Origin of the sequence: Nitratidesulfovibrio sp. HK-II, from assembly GCF_003402415.2 — a bacterium.
Taxonomy (GTDB): domain Bacteria; phylum Desulfobacterota; class Desulfovibrionia; order Desulfovibrionales; family Desulfovibrionaceae; genus Cupidesulfovibrio.
The window spans coordinates 2,937,565-2,956,656 of sequence record NZ_AP036014.1 but is presented as its reverse complement, the minus strand read 5'-3'; the positions used below and the strand labels follow the sequence as shown (position 1 = coordinate 2,956,656).

16 protein-coding genes, 1 tRNA gene, 1 other RNA gene and 1 pseudogene are annotated in these 19,092 nt (G+C 65.3%); 13 read left to right on the top strand and 6 right to left on the bottom strand.

The features are described from left to right. Positions 1–4: 4 nt before the first annotated feature. Together murI and RVX_RS12355 are read right to left on the bottom strand one after the other, a co-directional pair. Entirely contained in the window at positions 5–931 is a 927-nt protein-coding gene (gene murI / locus RVX_RS12360) for a glutamate racemase (RefSeq protein WP_116306118.1), read from the bottom strand. Then, positions 922–1,815, bottom strand: coding sequence for a pyridoxamine kinase (locus tag RVX_RS12355; RefSeq protein WP_116306116.1), 894 nt, complete (start codon positions 1,813–1,815; stop codon positions 922–924). The genes murI and RVX_RS12355 overlap by 10 nt, the downstream gene beginning before the upstream one ends. 264 nt (positions 1,816–2,079) lie before the next feature. Here RVX_RS12355 and RVX_RS12350 point away from each other — a divergent pair, with 264 nt between their 5' ends. After that, positions 2,080–2,943 carry a hypothetical protein gene (locus tag RVX_RS12350; protein ID WP_147307523.1) on the top strand — a complete coding sequence of 288 codons (864 nt, stop codon included), beginning with the start codon at positions 2,080–2,082 and terminating at the stop codon, positions 2,941–2,943. Beyond that, a complete protein-coding gene (locus RVX_RS12345) occupies positions 2,924–3,361 on the top strand; it encodes a hypothetical protein (protein ID WP_147307522.1) in 438 nt (145 codons plus the stop codon). Before RVX_RS12350 ends, RVX_RS12345 begins: the two co-directional genes overlap by 20 nt. Here RVX_RS12345 and RVX_RS12340 read toward each other — a convergent pair whose 3' ends face one another. Next, positions 3,362–4,318, bottom strand: a complete 957-nt coding sequence (locus tag RVX_RS12340; RefSeq protein WP_116306114.1) for a sulfite exporter TauE/SafE family protein — start codon at positions 4,316–4,318, stop codon at positions 3,362–3,364. A gap of 380 nt (positions 4,319–4,698) precedes the next feature. Here RVX_RS12340 and RVX_RS12335 point away from each other — a divergent pair, with 380 nt between their 5' ends. The 6 genes from RVX_RS12335 (at position 4,699) to ffs (ending at position 10,437) form a co-directional block, all read left to right on the top strand. Further along, positions 4,699–5,787 (top strand): TOBE domain-containing protein, encoded by a 1,089-nt coding sequence (locus RVX_RS12335; protein WP_116306112.1) that lies wholly within the window; start codon positions 4,699–4,701, stop codon positions 5,785–5,787. Positions 5,788–6,168: 381 nt separating this feature from the next. Beyond that, positions 6,169–7,473 (top strand): histidinol dehydrogenase, encoded by a 1,305-nt coding sequence (hisD, locus tag RVX_RS12330; RefSeq protein ID WP_116306110.1) that lies wholly within the window; start codon positions 6,169–6,171, stop codon positions 7,471–7,473. A gap of 195 nt (positions 7,474–7,668) precedes the next feature. Beyond that, positions 7,669–8,565 (top strand): phosphoribosylaminoimidazolesuccinocarboxamide synthase, encoded by an 897-nt coding sequence (locus RVX_RS12325; protein ID WP_116306109.1) that lies wholly within the window; start codon positions 7,669–7,671, stop codon positions 8,563–8,565. Between the two features lie 131 nt (positions 8,566–8,696). After that, positions 8,697–9,461, top strand: coding sequence for an enoyl-ACP reductase FabI (locus RVX_RS12320; protein ID WP_116306106.1), 765 nt, complete (start codon positions 8,697–8,699; stop codon positions 9,459–9,461). A 766-nt stretch (positions 9,462–10,227) separates the two neighbouring features. Further along, positions 10,228–10,319, top strand: a tRNA-Ser gene (locus RVX_RS12315). A 21-nt stretch (positions 10,320–10,340) separates the two neighbouring features. Continuing rightward, positions 10,341–10,437: signal recognition particle sRNA small type (gene ffs / locus RVX_RS12310), an RNA gene on the top strand. 210 nt (positions 10,438–10,647) lie between these two features. Here the strand turns inward: ffs and RVX_RS12305 are convergent. The 3 genes from RVX_RS12305 to RVX_RS12295 all read right to left on the bottom strand — a co-directional run bounded on the left by RVX_RS12305 (position 10,648) and on the right by RVX_RS12295 (position 12,919). Continuing rightward, complete coding sequence (locus RVX_RS12305; RefSeq protein WP_116306104.1) at positions 10,648–10,974, bottom strand: hypothetical protein; 327 nt, start codon at positions 10,972–10,974, stop codon at positions 10,648–10,650. An 8-nt stretch (positions 10,975–10,982) separates the two neighbouring features. Beyond that, a complete protein-coding gene (locus tag RVX_RS12300; RefSeq protein ID WP_116306102.1) occupies positions 10,983–11,612 on the bottom strand; it encodes a methylated-DNA--[protein]-cysteine S-methyltransferase in 630 nt (209 codons plus the stop codon). A gap of 191 nt (positions 11,613–11,803) precedes the next feature. Continuing rightward, positions 11,804–12,919 (bottom strand): TIGR01212 family radical SAM protein, encoded by a 1,116-nt coding sequence (locus tag RVX_RS12295; protein WP_230404603.1) that lies wholly within the window; start codon positions 12,917–12,919, stop codon positions 11,804–11,806. Positions 12,920–12,995: 76 nt separating this feature from the next. Between RVX_RS12295 and RVX_RS12290 the strand changes: the two genes are divergently transcribed. From RVX_RS12290 to rodA, 5 genes and pseudogenes are all read left to right on the top strand, one after another. Continuing rightward, positions 12,996–14,036, top strand: a complete 1,041-nt coding sequence (locus RVX_RS12290) for a rod shape-determining protein (protein ID WP_007527040.1) — start codon at positions 12,996–12,998, stop codon at positions 14,034–14,036. 85 nt (positions 14,037–14,121) lie between these two features. Next, on the top strand, positions 14,122–15,129 hold the full coding sequence (gene mreC / locus RVX_RS12285) for a rod shape-determining protein MreC (protein WP_216362348.1): 1,008 nt from the start codon (positions 14,122–14,124) through the stop codon (positions 15,127–15,129). Positions 15,130–15,249: 120 nt separating this feature from the next. Next, positions 15,250–15,720 (top strand): hypothetical protein, encoded by a 471-nt coding sequence (locus RVX_RS12280; protein ID WP_116306098.1) that lies wholly within the window; start codon positions 15,250–15,252, stop codon positions 15,718–15,720. After that, positions 15,704–17,485: pseudogene (mrdA, locus tag RVX_RS12275) on the top strand (penicillin-binding protein 2); the annotation flags it as partial. The gene RVX_RS12280 and the pseudogene mrdA, both read left to right, overlap by 17 nt. Positions 17,486–17,964: 479 nt before the next feature. Next, positions 17,965–19,080: a rod shape-determining protein RodA gene (gene rodA, locus RVX_RS12270; protein WP_116306094.1), complete on the top strand. Its 1,116-nt coding sequence runs from the start codon at positions 17,965–17,967 to the stop codon at positions 19,078–19,080. Positions 19,081–19,092: the final 12 nt, after the last annotated feature.

The following is a 19,092-nucleotide window of genomic DNA, read 5'->3' as shown; positions in this document are numbered from 1 at the left end:
CAGGCTACAGGTCGATGAGTTCAACCTCGTCCGGCGCGATGGCCGTGCCCAGAAACAGCCCGCCGGTGCGGGCGAAGCGGGGCACGTCGTCGGTGGTCAGAAAGCGCGCCTCGCCGCATTCGTTGCCGCCCGGCCCCGTGCGCAGGGGGCGCACCAGCCCGGCTGCCTGCAATTCCGCCTGCACGGCAAGGGCGGTGGTGGCGGCGGAATCCACGATGACCGGTTCCGGCCCGATGACGTTGCGGATGGCCCGCGCCAGCAGCGGAAAGTGGGTGCAGCCCAGCACCAGGCAATCGGGCGTTTCCGGCGTGTCGCTGCCGGACGCGGGGCGAAAGATGGGGTCCAGGTAGCGCGCGGCGATGTCTTCCACGATCTTGCCGTCCACCCAGCCTTCCTCGGCCAGCGGCACGAACAGCGGGCAGGGCTGCCCGATGATCTGCGCGTCGGGTCGCAGGCTGTGGATGGCCTTGTGGTAGGCGCGGCCCCGGATGGTGGATTCCGTGGCGATGACGGCGATGTTGCCCCGGCGCGAGGCCCGGCAGGCCGCCTGCGCGCCCGGCTGCACCACGCCCACCACCGGCAGGCCGGGGTTGGCGGCGCGCAGGGCGTCCAGCGCCACGGAGGTGGCCGTGTTGCAGGCCACCACCAGCAGCTTGATGCGCCGCTGCACCAGCTTGGACGCGGCCTGCACGGCGTAGCGGGTAATGGTTTCCGCGCTCTTGGTGCCGTAGGGCAGGCGGGCGGTGTCGCCCAGGTACAATATGTCCTCGCAGGGCATGCGGGTACGCAGGGCCTTCAGCACCGTAAGGCCGCCCACGCCCGAATCGAACATGCCGATGGGCAGGTGCGCGGCGTCGGGGGCGAATCCGCCCGCGCCGTTCTGGTCAGAGCCCGTGGCGGCGTTGCCGCACGCGGGGCCGTCTACTTGCATCGGTCCTCGTCCTCCAGAAGTTCGTAGCTGCTCACGGTTACCGGGGCGCGCAGGGTGTCCAGCACCCGTTCCAGCAGAATGCCCTCGCGGCTGGGCGAATTGTGCCCGAAGGTGGCGCGGATGCCCAGCGTGACGAAGTGCACGGCGCGGTCCATGGCGATGGGCAGGCTGTCGCCCTGCAACAGGCTGCCGGTGAGCACGCTGGCAAAGGTGTCGCCCGTGCCGGGATAGTGGGCGGGTATGTACTGGCAGTCCACCTTCCAGAACCGGTCGTGCGGGCGGTGGTGCGCCGCCACGGAGCTGACGCCCGCATGACCGGCCACCGGCACGCTGGTTATCACCGCCACGCGCGGGCCCATGCCGGTCAGGCGGCGCAGCCAGTCCTTCAGTTCCGCCGTGGAGATGGATTCGCGATAGGGCTCGTCCAGTAGCAGGGCGGCCTCGGTGAAATTGGGGGTGATGATGTCCGCCTTGCGCACCAGCCAGCGCATGCGCTGCACCATCTCCATGTCCATGGTGGGTTCCAGTTGGCCGTTGTCGCCCAGAACAGGGTCCACCACGGCAAGGCCGCCCTCTACCCGGCACATGTCGATGCACCGGGCCACGATGTCCACCTGCGCCGGGGAACCCAGAAAGCCGCTGTACACTGCGTCGAACTTCAGGTTCAGGGCCTGCCAGTGGTCCAGGAACAGGCGCATCTGGTCGGTAAGGTCCAGAAAGCTGTAACCGGTGAAGCCTGCCGTGTGGGTGGACAGCACGGCGGTGGGCATGGGGCACACCTGCGCGCCCATGGCGGACAAGACGGGTATGGCCACGGTGAGCGAGGTGCGGCCGAAGCCGGAAAGATCGTGGATGGCCGCCACGCGCGGCACGGCATTGCGCATTGCAGGGCTCCTTGCGCGGGGTTCCGGACTGGCCGGGTGAGGTCGGTCGGCGTCAGGTAATGTCGGGCGGGTGGTGGGCAGGGCGATGGATGCCCGGATGTGCATGGTGCGCCCGGCGGGCACACCATCACCACGGAGCGGGGCAAAAGGCAAGGGGAGCTCTGAGTGATTTTGAATTGCCCGGATTGTGGAAATCAAATACGAATAGAGCGATACTTTGGGGGCTTTGTGTTTTGGTAAGGTATAATTTTTATGGAGGCCTAGGTGGAGAGGGAAAAAATTTTTGATGCGTATAGGTATCAAATTGTACCTAAAGCTGGGGAGATCCAGTTATCTTTATTCGCGAAGTCAAGCCTTGCTGAAGTGATTGCGAATAAGAATAAGTATTTTAATGAATCTTTGATGCGGGTGTCAGACTATAACTTTCCGTTTGATAGTGTTTTTGATGCCAAGGTTAATCTTGGAACAGGAGTCATTCTTTTTAGACTTGGCAAGAAGAAAAATGTGAAGAGGTTCAAAAAAGAAAAATTTGTTCGTGAAGAATTAGATTCTTGGCCGCCTACGCATGTCATTTTTGACGTTAAACCTGAAAGACAGTTACTTTTTGTTGAGCGCAATGCGCTTGCATTCCGTGAAACAAGAACGGTCGTTAAGTATATAATGCGTAATGTAAACAGAATGCTCGGGAAGAATGATTTGCTAGCGCAAGCGCTGCCAATGTTTAAAAAGGATGATTTTTGGGAGAGTGTTGAGGAATATTCTGGGCGAGTGCGCTACGTAGAGTTTTCATTGGTGACACCAAATATGTCATCGATTACGAAAACGCTTTCTGGTCAATTAAAAGCATTAGCAAAGAATACGTTGTCGGCTAAGACTGGCCTAAAAATTGAGGCTCCGCAGAGCGGCTACTTAGATCTTTCTCCTGAGAACGAGGAATTGGGTGGATTGGTTGATTATTCCGCTGAAGGTGGCGGGGAAATAGCAATGAAAATTAATGGGATGAGGGTTCCGATAAGAACGTCAAATTATCCGATAACACTTGCAGTTGATGATGTTGTTTTGAGGGCAAACGACGTGGATGAACTGGTTAAAATACTGGATTATTTCTATGGCAGAAATGATAGGTAAATATTCTGTGTTTGTTGTATTGTCATTGTTTTTTGTTGCTTTTGAAAATTACATACAAGGTGATTTCATTGATGATTTCATAAAAGGAAGCTTGCTGGAGTGTGTATGGACATTTGTGGCGATACACACTGCCGGAGGTGCAGTGATGGCAGGACATTTGAAAATGTTGGAGGGTGAGATTTCAGGAGATTTTACAGATACATTTGTGGCTATGAGAAATAGTTTCTATGAAGTTTTTTTCTTGTTCTTGATGACCATGTTTTTAGCGGTTTTGTATAGGGGGAAGGTTAATGTTTTTGAGTGGCACCACTATTGTGATGCAATAAAAATAATGCTGTTGGTTGCTGTTTTTGCAATATTTTATGCTATATTTGATTTAACAAGGGCTACGTATTCTATGTACATGCATAAAGACTAGTTAGTTGCTCCAAAACTCCACCACGTACTTCCCCGCCGTGAACAGCAGGATGCAGCACAGCATCCACTTGATCAGGTTTGCGGGCACGTGCTTCTGGCAGCGCGCGCCCAGGTACATGCCCGCCATGCCGCCAATGCCCAGCAAGAGGCCCAGCATCCAGTCCGGGGCCACGGACATGTGCGGGTACAGCGGCGCGATGGCCATGTAAAAGGTGACGCCCGCCACCGAGGTGACGAAGGTGCCCATCAGGGCCGCGCCCGCCACGGTGTACACCGGCAGCCCGAAGAACGAGACGAAGAACGGCGCGATGATGGCACCGCCGCCAATGCCGTACACCCCGCCCACGATCCCCACGATGAAGCTCAGGGTAAAGATGCCCACGGTGCGGAAGCTGTAGGTTTCGCCGTAAAAGCTGTACGAGATGTGCGACAGGCAGCATTCGTTCATGCACACGGCGGGCAGGTCATCGGGGTTCTTGCCTTCCGCCGCCGCCTTTTCGCGGTGGGTGCGCACCAGCGAGCGGAACTTTTCCTCTGCCGTGGCCTTTCCGTTGCCCGCCTTCTTCTTGGTCAGGTCGCGCACCATGCGCAGGGCGATGTAGGCCAGCACGCACGCGGCGAACAGCTTGAAGTCGCGCGCGTTGGGCAGGTACGTCACCCGCACGAAGGCCCCTATCAGCACCCCCGGCAGCGTGCCGATGATCACCACCCACGTCAGCGGCCAGACCATGCGCCCTTCGCGGATGTAGCGGTACACCCCGCTGGGAATGGCCACCACGTTGTAGAACTGGTTGGTGGCGCTGACGGATGGGTTCACGTAGCCCAGGAAGGACATCTGGAAGGGCAGCAGCAGGAACGCGCCCGACACGCCCCCCATGGACATGAAGAACGACACCACGAACGCCACCAGCGGCGGTACCCACGGTTCCGCGTGAATGCCTGCGACAGGGAAGTACATGGCGACCTCCTGATGTGAGGGGGGGGGGTGGCCGGGCGGGCTTGGCTCGGCAAGGACGCCGCCCGTTTTCTGTCTGGCCTGCTATTGACACGTTTTTTATAATCTTCGTGTCAATGAAAAGATAGCGCATCGGAAAACCGTTGTCACGGATTATTTCATTTTCATGTCCGTGCGCGGCCTGAAACACGGCTTTGATTTTCGCGCGTCTGCGCCTATATGATAGGAATTCGGGCAATGGCCGGGGACAATGGCCGGGAACAAGGGCGGCCCTGCCGCGCGGATTCTGGCCCCGCCTTCCTGCATGGCGTGCCGCGAACAGGCACGCCGCAGGGCGCGCATGCCGCCCCGGCCCCCACGCGCACGCAACCAACGGGACACCCATGCGACAGGACGACAGCCTCGAACGAATCTGGGAAGCGCTTGCCGAAAACGTGTCGGAACGCCGTCACAACCCGGCGGGCATGCTCTCCATTCCCGACGACGTGAAGTATCTGGACACGGTGGAACTGGCCCGGCTGGAAGAAGCCTTTCGCCTGTGGGCCGCCCGTCCGGCGCGGGGCGACGTGCGCCGTTCGCGCCTGCGCATGCTGCTGGTGTTTTTGCTCATCCGCCACACCGGGGCGCGCCTGGGCGAGGTGCTGGCCCTGGCCCCAGCCCGCGACATCGACGCGGCGCGCGGCGTGGCGTACCTTGGCGAGCCGCCCCGCGAGGTGCAGTTGCCGCCCGATCTCGCCGCCCAGCTTTCCGACCTGCTGGACGAGGCCGTGGCGGGCGAGGGCGAACACCCCTTTGCCGTGGACCAGGCCCACGTGCGCCGCAAGTTCTACGAGCGCGCCCACGAATGCGACCTGGCCCCGGACCTGGCCAACCCCAGCGCCCTGCGCCGTTCGCGGGCCATCGAACTGCTGCGCTCCGGCCTGCCGCTGCCGGTGGTGCAGCGTCTGCTGGGCCATTCCACAGCCAGCCTGACGGCGGCCTACATCGACGTTTCGCACGAGGACATGCAGCGCATGGTGGGCCACGCGCTGGACCGCGAGCAACGCCGCCGCACCAGCGCGCGCAACGCCTTCTACGGGCGCATCGCGGCGGTGGTGCGCGGCGACGTACAGTCGGTGGTTTCGGTGCAGACGCCGTCCGGCATCCGGGTGGCCTCTGTCATCACCAACGACAGCCTGGACAACCTGGGCCTGCGGCCAGGCGTGTTCGCCGCGGCGGAGGTGAAGGCCCCGTGGGTGGTGCTGACCGTGGGCAGCGAGGCCCCGTCGTCCACGGCGGGCAACGTGTACCCGGCCACCATCGTCAAGGTGGTGGTGGGCGCGGCCACTGCGGAGGCCGTGGCGCGGCTGGAAGACGGCACCGAGATATGTTCCGTGCTCACGGCTGACCGGGTGCGCGCGCTGGACCTTTCCGTGGGCACCCCGGTGTGGGTGCTGATCAACGTGTTCTCGGTCATCCTGAACGTGAGCTGACGGGGCGCGTTCCGGCCTGCGGCCGGGGCGTGCTGTCCGCCCCGACTGTCCGACCAGCCTGTCCGACCTGATAGTCCGTCCGGGCTGCCTGGCCGGAACCGGGCGCTGCCGCATGCCCGCCACGTCGCGTTACCCCGCGTCAGTCCGCCGCGTGTTCACCGCCCGGACCGCCGTCGCCCTTCCGTCGCCTCTCCCTCCACGCAGCGGGGCAGGACAGTGCGCCAGTGCGCCGCTCTCGACTTTTGCACGGCGCTCCGGTATGTGGCGCGGACACGCCATGCCGCCTGTGCGCGCAGGCAGGCCCCCGCCGGGCCGTCCGCCGCGCGGCATTCCGATGCACATCGTCGCACAACAGGTCGTACTCTTTTCAAGGAGGCCGCCATGCCTTGCCGCACGCTCTTTCTCCGGTCGGTGGACGACTGGAAGGAACTGCAGGCCCTGCTCGCGGGACGTGACGACCCCGGCGACACCGTGGAGCCAGCCGTCCGCGAGATTCTGGATACCGTGCGCGCCGGGGGCGACGCCGCCCTCGCCGACTACACCCGCCGGTTCGACTGTCCCGACTTCGACGCCGCGCGCATCCGCGTGGGCGAAGACGAAATGGCCGCCGCCCTCGAACAGGTGAGCCCGGACGACCGGGCCATCATCGCAGAGGCCGCCGCCAACATCCGCAGCTTTCACGAGGCGCAGAAGGAACGGTCTTGGTTCACCACCCGGCCGGACGGTTCGGTGCTGGGCCAGATGGTCACCCCCGTGGACCGCGCCGGGCTGTACGTGCCCGGCGGGCAGGGCGGCAACACCCCGCTCATCTCCAGCCTGCTGATGAACGCCATTCCGGCCCAGGTGGCCGGGGTGCCGGAAATCGCCGTCATCTCGCCGCCCCGCAAGGACGGCACGCTGAATCCGTACATCCTCGCCGCCGCGCACCACCTGGGCATCACAGAGGTGCACCGCGCGGGCAGCGCCTGGGCCATCGCCGCCCTTGCCTTCGGCACAGAAACGGTGCGGCCCGTGGACGTCATCGCCGGGCCGGGCAACATCTGGGTGACCACGGCCAAGCGGCTGCTTATCGGCCGGGTGGGCATCGACATGATCGCCGGGCCCAGCGAAATCCTGATCCTGGCCGACCACACCGCCCGCGCCGACTGGGTGGCCGCCGACATGCTGTCGCAGGCCGAGCACGACCCACTGGCGTCGTCCATCTGCATCACCGATTCGCCCGCGCTGGTGGACGCCCTGAAGCTGGAACTGGCCGCCCAGTGCGAAACGCTGCCCCGTGCCGACATCGCCCGCAAGGCGCTGGCCGACTGGGGGGCCATCGTGGTGGTGCCCGACATGGCCACCGGCGTCGACATCACCAACAAGGTCGCGCCGGAGCACCTGGAAGTGCTGACCAAGGATCCGTGGTCGCTGCTGGGGGCCATCCGCCATGCCGGGGCCGTGTTTCTGGGGGGCTGGTCGCCGGAACCGGTGGGCGACTACTTCGCCGGGCCGAACCATGTCTTGCCCACCATGGGCACGGCGCGCTTTTCGTCCGCCCTTTCGGTGCAGACCTTCTGCAAGCGCTCCAGCGTCATATCCGCCACGGCCGCGTTCACGCGCGGGCATGCCGCCTCCATCGCGCGGCTGGCCCGGCTGGAAGGGCTGGAGGCGCACGCCCGCTCGGCGGAATCGCGCAACAGGTAGCGCGTCGGGGCGCGCGGCGTGGTGGGCATCTTGTCCCCGGCGCCCGTCCCGCGTTATCGTACTTGAAGGCCCGCCGACCCCGTCCCGCGCACGCGCGGCTGGCGGGGCGGCAGGGAGTCCGGCATCGGAATGCCGTCGCAACGACATCGGCACCGCCATCGCAGCGGCACCGCAACCGAACACAAGGGAACAGACATGCAGGTCGTCACGCAAACCGACATCAAGGAATACCCGCTGCTTTCGCGGGGCAAGGTCCGCGACATCTACGAGATCGACGCGCAGACCCTGCTCATCGTCACCACCGACCGCATGTCGGCCTTCGACGTGATCATGGGCGAGCCCATTCCCTACAAGGGCGTGATCCTGAACAGCATCACCCTGTTCTGGATGCACCGCTTCGCCGGGCTGGTGAAGAACCACCTGATCGAGCACGACGTGAACCGCTTTCCCGCGCCGCTCACCCCCTACCGCGACATGCTGGAAGGCCGCGCCGTCATCGTGAAGAAGGCCAAGCCCCTGCCGGTGGAATGCATCGTGCGCGGGCACATCACCGGGTCCGGCTGGAAGGACTACAAGACCACCGGCGCGGTGTGCGGCCACAAGCTGCCCGCCGGGTTGCTGGAATCCGCCAAGCTGGAAACCCCGCTGTTCACCCCCTCGACCAAGGCCGAACTGGGCGAGCACGACGAGAACATCAGCATCGAGCAGGCCGCGAAGCTGCTGGGCGACGACCTGGCCGCCAGGGTGCAGGAACTTTCCATCGCCATCTTCTCGCAGGGGCGCGAATACGCCGAAGGGCGCGGCATCATCATCGCCGACACCAAGTTCGAGTTCGGGCTGGTGGATGGCGAGGTGATCCTTATCGACGAGGTGCTCACCCCCGATTCGTCGCGCTTCTGGCCCGCCGCAGGGTACGCGCCCGGCAAGGGGCAGCCCAGCTTCGACAAGCAGTACCTGCGCGACTGGTTGGCCTCGCAGCCGTGGGACAAGACCCCGCCGCCCCCGGCCCTGCCGGAGCACGTCATTGCCGAGACGGGGAAGAAGTACCGCGAGGCGTATGAGATTCTGACGGGTGCCAAACTGGCCGTCTAGTTTTCGCACGATTTCTGTCGGCGTGCAGTGCCCTTGAGGGAAGGGCACTGCGCCGCCGCAAGCCGGGGTGCCGCGCCCGCGCGCCAGCATCCCCCTTTACGTCATCTACCCAGAACAACAGGGAGAACCGCATGCTGCTCGCAGGAAAGAAGGCTCTGATCTTCGGCGTGGCCAACAACAAGAGCATCGCCTACGGCATTTCGAAGGAATTCAAGAACCACGGCGCTCAACTGGCCTTCAGCTACGTGGGCGAGGCCATCCAGAAGCGTGTGGAGCCCATTTCCGAAGAACTGGGCGGCGACTTCACCTTCCCCTGTGACGTCACCGACGACGCGCAGATGGCCGCCGCCGCCGAGATGGTGCGCGAGAAGTGGGGCACCGTGGACGTCATCGTCCATTCCGTGGCCTTTGCCCACCGTGACGACCTGCACGGCCGGTTCATCGACACCACCCGCGACGGCTTCAAGCTGGCGCTGGACGTTTCCGCCTACTCGCTGGTGGCGCTGTGCAAGGCCTTCGAGCCGCTGCTGAACCCCGGTTCCTCCGTGCTGACCATGACCTACTACGGCGCGCAGAAGGTCATCACCAACTACAACGTCATGGGCGTGGCCAAGGCCGCGCTGGAAGCGTCAGTCCGCTATCTTTCCGTGGACCTGGGGGCCAAGGGCGTGCGCATCAACGGCCTGAGCGCCGGTCCCATCAAGACCCTGGCCGCCTCGGGCATTTCGGGCTTCAAGCAGATTCTGGACCACATCGAGGAACATTCGCCCCTGCGCCGCAACGTGACCACCGAAGACGTGGGCCGCGCCGCCGTGTACCTGGCCTCGGACCTGTCGTCCGCCATGACGGGCGAGGTGATGTTTGTGGATTCCGGGTACAATGTCATGGGCATCTAGGCGGGACTATTCACACTGCGTTCTTTCGCCCTCCGGCATCGTCAGGCGTCGCCTTTTGCTCCGGTCACGTACGGAAGAGTACGCTCCCTTCGCAAAAAGACTCGCCTTCCTTGCCGGAGAACGAAATCCCCGCAGTGTGAACAGTCCCACAGTGCGCCACGGCTTTGCTTTTCACAAAGGCTCACTCGCAAGGGTGGGCCTTTTGTGTTGGTGGCGCTTGAGGATGGCGTGTTGTCGCGTGGGCGTGGGTGGGGAAGTCTAGACGGCGTGCGGAGCGTCGTGCGTGCGCCGTTGTGTTCTCACGCTGTTGCCGTCCGGAAGGGGCGGGCGTAGGGATGCGGAAGCGCCGGAGATGGCGGGCGTGTAGCGCCTTTCCGGTAGCCGTATGTGAGGAGCAGTCCCCATGTGGGAGATTTTGATACTGGTGGCCGTTCTGGTTGTGTGGGTGGTGGTGGCCGGGCGGTTTTTGCCCTCGGGCGGCGGGTGTTGAGGCCCGCCACGGGCGCGCCGGGAGCGCGCCGGGACGGAAGATGGTGCGCGGTGCCGCGTGCGGCATGACGCGGGAAAGGAGTAGTTTGCCAGGGCTGCCTGCGGATGGCCGGGCTACGGGCATGTCGGGTTCTGCGCGGTGCGGGGGCATGCCGTGATGTTCGTCGGTATTCAGGCGGGATGGAGGCTGCCGGGTGGTGTGCGGCAGATTGGCCAGCATCCCGCACTTTTCGCTTGCCATGCTGCCCCGGCGTCTGCTAGACACTGCCTCTCGCACGGAGAGGTGTCCGAGCTGGTCTAAGGAGCACGATTGGAAATCGTGTGTACGTTAACAGCGTACCGGGAGTTCGAATCTCCCCCTCTCCGCCAGTCTTTTTCAGCTTGATTGCAGATCGGGAGCCGGACGGCGGCAACGCCGCCAACCCCGTCAGGTCCGAAAGGAAGCAGCGGTAACGGTTGTGGCCGGGTGTCCGGCTCCCTGAAGGCACAAGGAAACTTGTGCCTTCATCTGTTGTGTGCCGTGTTCATACCGCACGTGCACATCGGCGGCACCGGATGCGCCCGCGTTGCGGACGTTTCCGGGCGGGGCAGCCCCTCTTGAGGGAAGTCTCGGCATACCACCGCCTCCTCCAAACAAGACGGCCAGCGCAATCGGGAGCGCTGGCCGTCTCGTTTTTCCAGGCAGAAATGGCGGGATTCAATCCCCAAACCTTCCCGCGCCGTGGCCCATGCGGTTCACGTTGGCGGCCTCGCGGCTGGGCAGGGTGTACAGGCGCACCTTGTGGCTGCGCGGGAATTCGCGTTTCAGCAGGGTTTTCAGCAGGCTGCGCACCGCGTCGGCGGTCACGCCGGTCCACGTTTCCTCGTGGAAACCCGCCTCGAACACGTCGTAGCTGTCCGGCCCGGTGCGCACGATGGCCACGGAGCGGTTGCGCTTGTAGGTGCGCAGGTCCAGGCAGTGGCCCGTTTCCAGCCGGGGCAGCCGTTCGCACACCGTGGCGATGAGGGTGGTCTTGTCCAGCATGGGCCGGGTCAGTCCTTCATGGTTTCGTCGATGGCCCCTTCCAGTAGCAGCAGCCAGCGCTTCATGGGCAGGCCGGACGCGCCGAAGCCGTGCAGCCGGATGTTGCGGCCGGAGCCGCCCAGCACCCGGTGGCAGGGAATGACCAGCGGCCACGGGTTGCGCGCCATGATCTGCCCCACGCCGCGCGCCGCGCCGGGGCGGCCCGCCAGCGCGGCCAGACCGGCGTAGGTGGTGAACTGCCCGTGCGGAACCTTGTCGCGCAGGGCGGTGAGCACGTCGCGCGTGAACGGGGTCAGCCCGTCCAGCAGCAGGGGCAGGTCGGGCCAGCGCACCGGCTTCCCGGCCACGTAGTCGGCCAGTGCCGTCTGAACGGCCCGCCCGTGCTCCGTGACCGGGCCTGCGGGCAGACCGGGCCAGGCGTCCGGGCGCGGGTTGCTCCACCCGTCGCGCGCGGCGGGGGGCGATGCCAGCGCGGCCCCGTCCCAACTCATGGTGATCTCGCGCAGGCTGTTGCCGCGCCAATGCAGGATCAGCGAGAGCGGGCCAGCCGCCAGGCGTTCGCGCACCTCGTCGAAGAGTGCTGTATCCGGAAAATCGAGTGCGGGGCGGCGGGGATTGGTGGGGCGACGTTGCGGCATGCGGCCTCCGAAAATGGGCGCGGGTGGGCGGTGGAATCGGGCTGTCCTGCGGCGGGCAGCGGCAAGGCGGGGCCGCACTGACGGAGCGTCCGCCTGTTGCTTCCATAGCCGGAAAGGCCGAGGCCGGGAAAGAGGCTCCGCCGCGCGGGACGGCGCTGGCCGGTGCGTTCAGGCGGACCGGCCAGGCGCGCTCATTCGCCGCCCGGAATCGGCCGCAGATGCGGAAACGCCGCGCAGGCGGCCGCATATTCGGCCTCCCACGCGCGGGCCTGTTCCGTATCGCACAGGCGCGGCGCGGCCCCCGGCAGGCGGTGGGCAGGCACGCCGAACCATGCGGGTGGGCCTTGTGGGGCGGATGGCGCTCCCGGTTCGTTGGGTGCATGTTCCGCCACATCCTTGCCCTGCCATGTGCCCCGCTGGGCCAGCAGTTCGTGGATGCGCGCCGTGGTGGCCCGCTTGTCCCCGGCCCAGTCCGGGGCCAGCAGTTCATCCCCGGCCGGGTCGCCGGTCAGGCGCTGGATGACGATTTCCGGGCGCAGCCGGGGCAGGGCGCGGGCAATGAGGTCTGCGTACTCCTCGCGTTCCAGGGGGGTGTATTTCCCGGCCCGCCACTGCCGCGCCAGCGCGGTGTGTGCGCACACGTACACCCCGTGGAACTTCACGCCGTGCACGGGCAGGCGGTTCACCCAGTCCACCGTGGCCAGAAAGTCGTCCCCGGTTTCGCCCGGCAACCCGGCCATGAGGTGGGCGCACACCCGCAGCCCCCGTTGCGCCGCCGCGCGTACGGCCCGCTCGGACGTGGCCGCGTCGTGCCCCCGGTTGATGCGGGCCAGGGTGGCGTCGTGGGCCGACTGCAAGCCCAGCTCCAGCCAGACTTCGGGCAGGGGGAGCGCGGCCACCAGATCCAGGCGTTCATTGTCCACACAGTCAGGACGGGTCCCCACGGCCGCGCCAACAATGCCCGGTAATGTGGACAACGCGCCGAGAACATGGCGCAATTTGTCGAGTGGACCATACGTGTTGGAAAATGATTGCAAATAGGCTATGAACAGACCGGCGTTGCGCGTGCGGGCGTAACGTCCCGTCCAGACCGTCCACTGTTCTTCCAGCGTCAGTCCTTCTTCGCCAAGCCCGGAACCGGAACCGTGCGGGTTGCAGAACACGCAGCCCCCGCGCGACAGCGTTCCGTCGCGGTTCGGGCAGGAGAATCCGGCGTCGAGCGGCACCTTCTGGACGCGCGCGCCGAAGCGCAACCGCAAATACGTCGCCAACTGGTGCAGCCGGGCCGTGGTGTTTTCGATTGACAATGGCTGTCCTTTTGGAAGAATGCCCTGTTTCGCAATGTTGATACGCATTCCCCCTCAGAGAGGCAAGTAAGATAAAATGGCAAAGATACTGGATTTCGTCCTCGGAATGTTTTCCAACGACCTGGCCATAGACCTGGGTACGGCCAATACCTGCGTCTACGTCAAGGGCCAGGGCATCGTGCTGCGCGAGCCCTCGGTGGTGGCGGTGAAAAAGGATACGCGCGGCAACAACGTGGTGCTTGCCGTGGGCCACGACGCCAAGCGCATGCTGGGCCGCACCCCCGGAAACATCCAGGCCATCCGGCCCATGAAGGACGGCGTCATCGCCGACTTCGAGATCACCGAGGCCATGCTGCGCCACTTCATCTCCAAGGTGCACAATTCCCGCCGCCTGGTGCGCCCGCGCATCATGATCTGCGTGCCCACCGGCATCACCCAGGTGGAAAAGCGCGCGGTGAAGGAATCGGCCCAGAGCGCCGGCGCGCGCGAGGTGTACCTGATCGAGGAGCCCATGGCCGCCGCCATCGGCGCCAACCTGCCCATTCAGGAACCCACCTCGAACATGGTCGTGGACATCGGCGGCGGCACCACCGAAGTGGCCGTCATCTCGCTGTCGGGCATCGTCTACTCGCGCTCGGTGCGCGTGGGCGGCGACAAGATGGACGAGGCGATCATGACCCACGTCAAGCGCAAGTACAACATGCTCATCGGCGAATCGTCGGCCGAAGAGATCAAGATCAAGATCGCCTCCGCCTACCCCATGGACCCCGAGCAGCAGCTCGAGGTGAAGGGCCGCGACCTTGTCACCGGCATTCCGCAGAACATCATCATCACCTCCGAAGAGGTGCGCAAGGCCATTTCCGAGCAGGTCGAAAGCATCGTTCAGGCGGTGCGCATCGCGCTGGAGCAGACCCCGCCGGAACTGGCGGCCGACATCGTGGACCGGGGCATCGTGCTCACGGGCGGCGGCGGCCTTCTCAAGGGGCTCGACCAACTGCTGCGCGAAGAAACCTCGCTGCCCATCACCGTGGTGGACGACCCGCTCTCCACCGTGGTCATCGGCACCGGCAAGGCGCTGGACAATCTGCACATCCTGAAGGAGGTGTGCATAGATTAACGCCTCGCTCAAGCGCATCATCCTGCTTCTGGTACTGGCGCTGTTCCTGTACCTTGGGCTGTATACCTGGAACCAGAGAACCGGCGTGCTCGACAGGCTGGCGGAACACGCCGGTCTGGAATTCGTGGGCGCCATCCTGAAGCCGGGCATATGGGCGAGGGACCAGGTGGTTTCGTCGTGGAACAATTACCTCGACCTGGTCGGGGTCCGCGAGGAAAACGAGGCGCTGCGCGAGCAGGTGCGCACCCTTTCGCAACAGGTGCAGGTTGCCTCCGAAGAGCGGGCCGAGCTGACCCGCCTGCGCGCGTTGCTTGAACTGGAGCCCCCCGAAGGCTGGAAACCCCTTGGCGCGCGCGTGGTGGCCAACCGGCTTGGCCCGCAGGCCGCGCTGGAGTCGGCCATCATCAGCCGGGGCTACTATTCCGGCGCGGGGCCGGGCACGCCCGTGCTCACCCACGAAGGCGTGGTGGGCCGCGTGTACCGGGCTGGCCCCTACACCGCCACCGTGCTGCTGCTGACCGATCCGGGCAGCCGCATCGCCGTGCTCAGCGCCGCCAACCGCACCGCGGGCATCCTGGTGGGCACCGGCCCGCGAGGCCTGCTGGAAATGAAGTATGTGCCGCAGAACGCCCGCATAGAGGTGGGCGAACTGGTGCTGACATCGGGCCTTGAAGGCGCGTTCCCCAAGGGGGTGCCGGTGGCCCGGGTGGAAAGCGTGTCGCAGTCCGATCTTTCTTTGTTCCAGACCGTGTACGCGAGCCCGCTGGCCGACCTGGAGGCCCTGGAAGAGGTGCTGCTGCTGGAGCGCCCCCCGGTGCAGCCGGGGGCGCAGACACTGCCCCTGCCCAGCGTCAACGCCACGCAGGGCGTGGGGCCGGGCACCGGCCAGGGTTCGGGGCAGGGCGGCGGAGCGTCCTCTGGCCACGGCGGTCACCGCGCGCAGCAGACCCCGTCGAACCAGCCCGCGCCGCGAGCGCCGCGCCCGCAGGCGCAGCCCCAGGTGACTCCGCAAACGGTTCCCCAGGCGGCACCCCAAATGGTACCCCAGACGGCTCCGGCGGGGCAGCAGCCCGGCCAGCCTCCCCGGCAGTAGGCGCCACGTCCGGCCCGGCACCTTGCGCGGGCCGTTTGCACGCACACGGCGCACGCGCGCCCGCCCGTCCACACGCAACCCTGGCCCCCTGGGCGCAACCACCCCCATGCCGGAACGTCCATGAACTTCAGCAACCTTGTCTGGTGGGCCTGCTTCATCGTGGTGGGCGTATGGCTGCAGCAGCAGCTGCCGGGCATCGACCTGCTGGTGGCCGGTCTGCTGGTGTCGCTGCAGGAACGGCGGCTCTACCAGACCTTCTGGCTGCTGCTTGTGCTGCTGCTGGTGCAGGAGGGCACGGGCACCCTGGCCTTCGGCTCCACCGCGCTGTGGTACGGCGCGCTTATCGTTTTCTTCAACGTGGGGCGCTGGCTGTTCGAGGCCGAAAACCTCGTCTTCGTGGTGTTGCTCAGCCTGGGCCTTGGCGCGTGCCACTTCCTGTTCACGCTGATGATGGCCTCGCTGCAGCAACTGGACATTCCGCAGGACAGGCTGTTCCTGGAAAGCGTGTGGCAGGCCTGCGTCATTCCCCCGGCCTGGTGGCTGACCCATTTCGTGCGCCGGAGATGCATGGGCGATGCGCATTCAGTTTGAACCCGAAGGTTTTCAGCCGCCCCGCGGGGGCCTGATACTGCTCCAGTGCATTGTCGCCGGACTGTTCTTCCTGTTCGTGGTGCGCTTCTGGTACCTGCAGATCCACCGGGGCGAGGAGTTCGCGCGCATGGCGCGCGAGAACCGGCTGCGCCAGGAGCGCATCTACGCCTCGCGCGGGCTCCTGCGTGACCGTGAAGGCCGCCTGCTGGCCGAAAACCGTCCCGCCTTCGGTCTGGCCCTGGTGCGCGAGGACTGCCGCGACATTCCTTCCACCCTGGCCCAGGTCAGTGAGTGGACGGGCATTCCCCTTGACCAGCTCACCGCCAAGTTCAACCAGGACCGCCTGCGGGTGAAGCCCTTCGAGCACCTGCTGCTCATCTCCGACATGCCCTTCGATCTGCTCGCGCGCATCGAGAACCGCGTGCTGCAATGGCCGGGCCTGGAAATCGTCACCCGGTCCAAGCGCAACTATCCGCAGGGCGAGCTGATGGCCCACATTCTGGGGTACGTGGCCGAAGCCAACGAAAAGGAGCTGGAGGACGACAAGGACCTGAACCTTGGCGACTTCGTGGGCAAGCAGGGGCTGGAGCTGGTGTTGGAACGCCGCCTGCGCGGCCAGAAGGGGCTGCACCAGTTGGAAGTGGACGTGCTGGGCCGCCAGTTGAACAAGAAGCTGGTGCTGGAGCCGCAGAGCGGCGAGAACATCGACCTCTCCATCGACCTCGGGTTGCAGCAGGTCGCCTGGGACGCGCTGGAGGACGAGACCGGCTGCGTGGTGGCCATGGACCCCGACTCCGGCAGGCTGCTGGCGCTGGTCACCAAGCCCTCGTTCGACAACAACGCCTTCGCCGCCGGGCTTTCGCTGAAGGAATGGCAGGCCCTGCGCGACAACCCCCGCCATCCCCTGCAGAACCGCGTCATCCAGAGCGTGTACCCGCCCGGCTCGGTATGGAAGCTGATGATGGCGGGCATGCTGCTGAACGAAGGTCTGAACCCCGCCGACTCGGTGTGGTGCACTGGCGAAGTGGCCCTGGGCAAGCAGGTGTTCCGCTGCTGGAAGAAGGGCGGGCACGGCCGCGTGGACATGATGCGTTCGCTCATCGAATCGTGCGACGTGTACTATTACCAGATGAGCGACCGCTTCGGCATCGACAAGATCGAGGCCTTCGCCAAGGCGTGCGGGTTCGGCGCGCCCACGGGCATAGACCTGCCGCACGAAAAGTCCGGCCTGGTGCCCTCCAAGCAGTGGAAGCGCCGCCGCTTCGGCGAACCGTGGCACCGCGGTGAAACCCTGAACGTGTCCATCGGCCAGGGCTTCACCCTGGTCACGCCGGTGCAGGTGGCCTCGTTCGTTTCCGCCCTGATGAACGGCGGTAAGCTGCTGAAGCCCAGCCTGCTGGCCGACGAAGACCCCACGGTGCGCTCCTCTCTGCCGTTCACCGCCGCGGGCCGCAAGATGATTCTCGACGGCATGCGCCAGACCGTCAACGATGACCGGGGCACCGCCAAGGTGTTGCGGCGCGCCGACGCGGTGATGGGCGGCAAGACCGGCACCGCGCAGGTCACCAAGCTGAAGATGGTGGGCGAAGAGCGCGTGCGCACCGAAAACCTGGCCTACGAGCACCGCGACCACGCCTGGATCGCCACCTGGGGTGAAAAGGCGGGCAAGCGCCTGGTGGTGGTGGTCATGGTGGAACACGGCGGGCACGGCGGCTCGGATGCCGGTCCCGTGGCGCGCCGGGTGTACGACAAATTTTTCGGCTCGCCGCCGGGTGCGGCGCCGCTGTCGCCCGCCGGGCAGACCGCCCCGGTCGCTCCGGCCTCTCCGGGCATGGTCTCGCCCGGCCAGCCAGTCCAGCCCGGCCAGCCAGTCCAGCCCGGTCAGCCCGGGCAATCGGTCCCGCAGGTGCAGCCTGCTCCGAGTTCCCGTTCCGCCATCCCCGTGCCGCCGCCCGCCCGGCCAGACCAGACGGCGGGTGCGCCGGAACAGCCGGAGCAGCAGGACCGGCAGGACGAAGGCCTGCGCACCGTGCCCGCGGGCCGTTCGGCTCGGCCCGCGGGGCGAGACCGCGCCACGGGCCGGGGGGCCGAGGCGCTTGAGGTGGAGGATGCCCGCGAGGGCCAGCACCGCTACGACCCGGACACCTTCGATCCCGACGCCGCCACGACGGACGGGCGGGGTGGTGACGACGGCGTGGCGCCGCCGCTGCGGCGCTTCCAGAACGTGGCCCCGGAGGACGGACAATGACCCCCATCGACCGCCGACTCATCACCCACATGAACTGGGGCCTGGTAGGGTTCACCGCGCTGCTGTTCCTCTTCGGCGTGGCCAACCTGTACTCGGCCAGCGGCGTGCGCATGGAAGACGGCATCGTGGTCTCCACCTTCTACCAGAAGCAGCTGCTGTGGGGGCTGATGGGCCTTGGCGGCATGGTCTTCTTCATGCTGTTCGACTACCGGCACATGAAGAGCCTGGCCCTGCCGCTGTTCATCATCACCATGATCCTGCTGGCGGCCATCCCGGTGTTCGGCAAGGTGGTGTACGGCGCGCGGCGCTGGCTGCCGCTGGGCTTCATGAACCTGCAGCCCAGCGAGGTGGCCAAGATCGCCATCCTGATCATGGGGGCGCGCTTTCTGTCGCGCAGCCGCGAGCCGCTGGGCTGGAAGGGGCTGTTCGAGGTGCTGGGGCTGGGCCTGCTGCCCGCCTCGTTCATCGTCATGCAGCCGGACCTTGGCACCACGCTGCTGCTGCTCATGCTGCTGGGCGGCATCACCCTGTTCCACGGGGTGAAGCCCGGCGTGCTGAAGACCTGCCTGGTGGTGGTGCCCTCCCTGCTGCCGCTGGCGTGGTTCCGCTTGCACGACTATCAGAAGCAGCGCATCCTGACCTTCCTCGACCCCGGCAACGACCCGCTTGGGGCGGGCTATCACATAATCCAGTCGCAGATAGCCATCGGTTCCGGGCAGCTGTGGGGCAAGGGATTTCTGGGGGGCACCCAGAGCCAGTTGCGCTTTCTGCCGGAAAAACACACCGACTTCGCCCTGGCCGTGTTCGGCGAGGAATGGGGCTTCATGGGGTGCGTGGTGCTGCTGGCGCTGTTCTGCCTGTTTCTGCTCAGCATCTTCAACACCGCGCGAGACGCCAAGGACCGCTTTGGCAGCTACTTGACGGTGGGGGTTTTCTTCTATTTCTTCTGGCAGATACTGATCAACATGGGCATGGTGATGGGGCTCATGCCCGTGGTGGGCGTGCCGCTGCCGTTCATCAGCTACGGGGGCAGCGCCACCCTGGTCAATTTCAGCCTGATTGGGATCGTGCTCAATGTCTCCATGCGGCGGTTCATGTTCAAGACGTCGTGATTCCTGAAAATA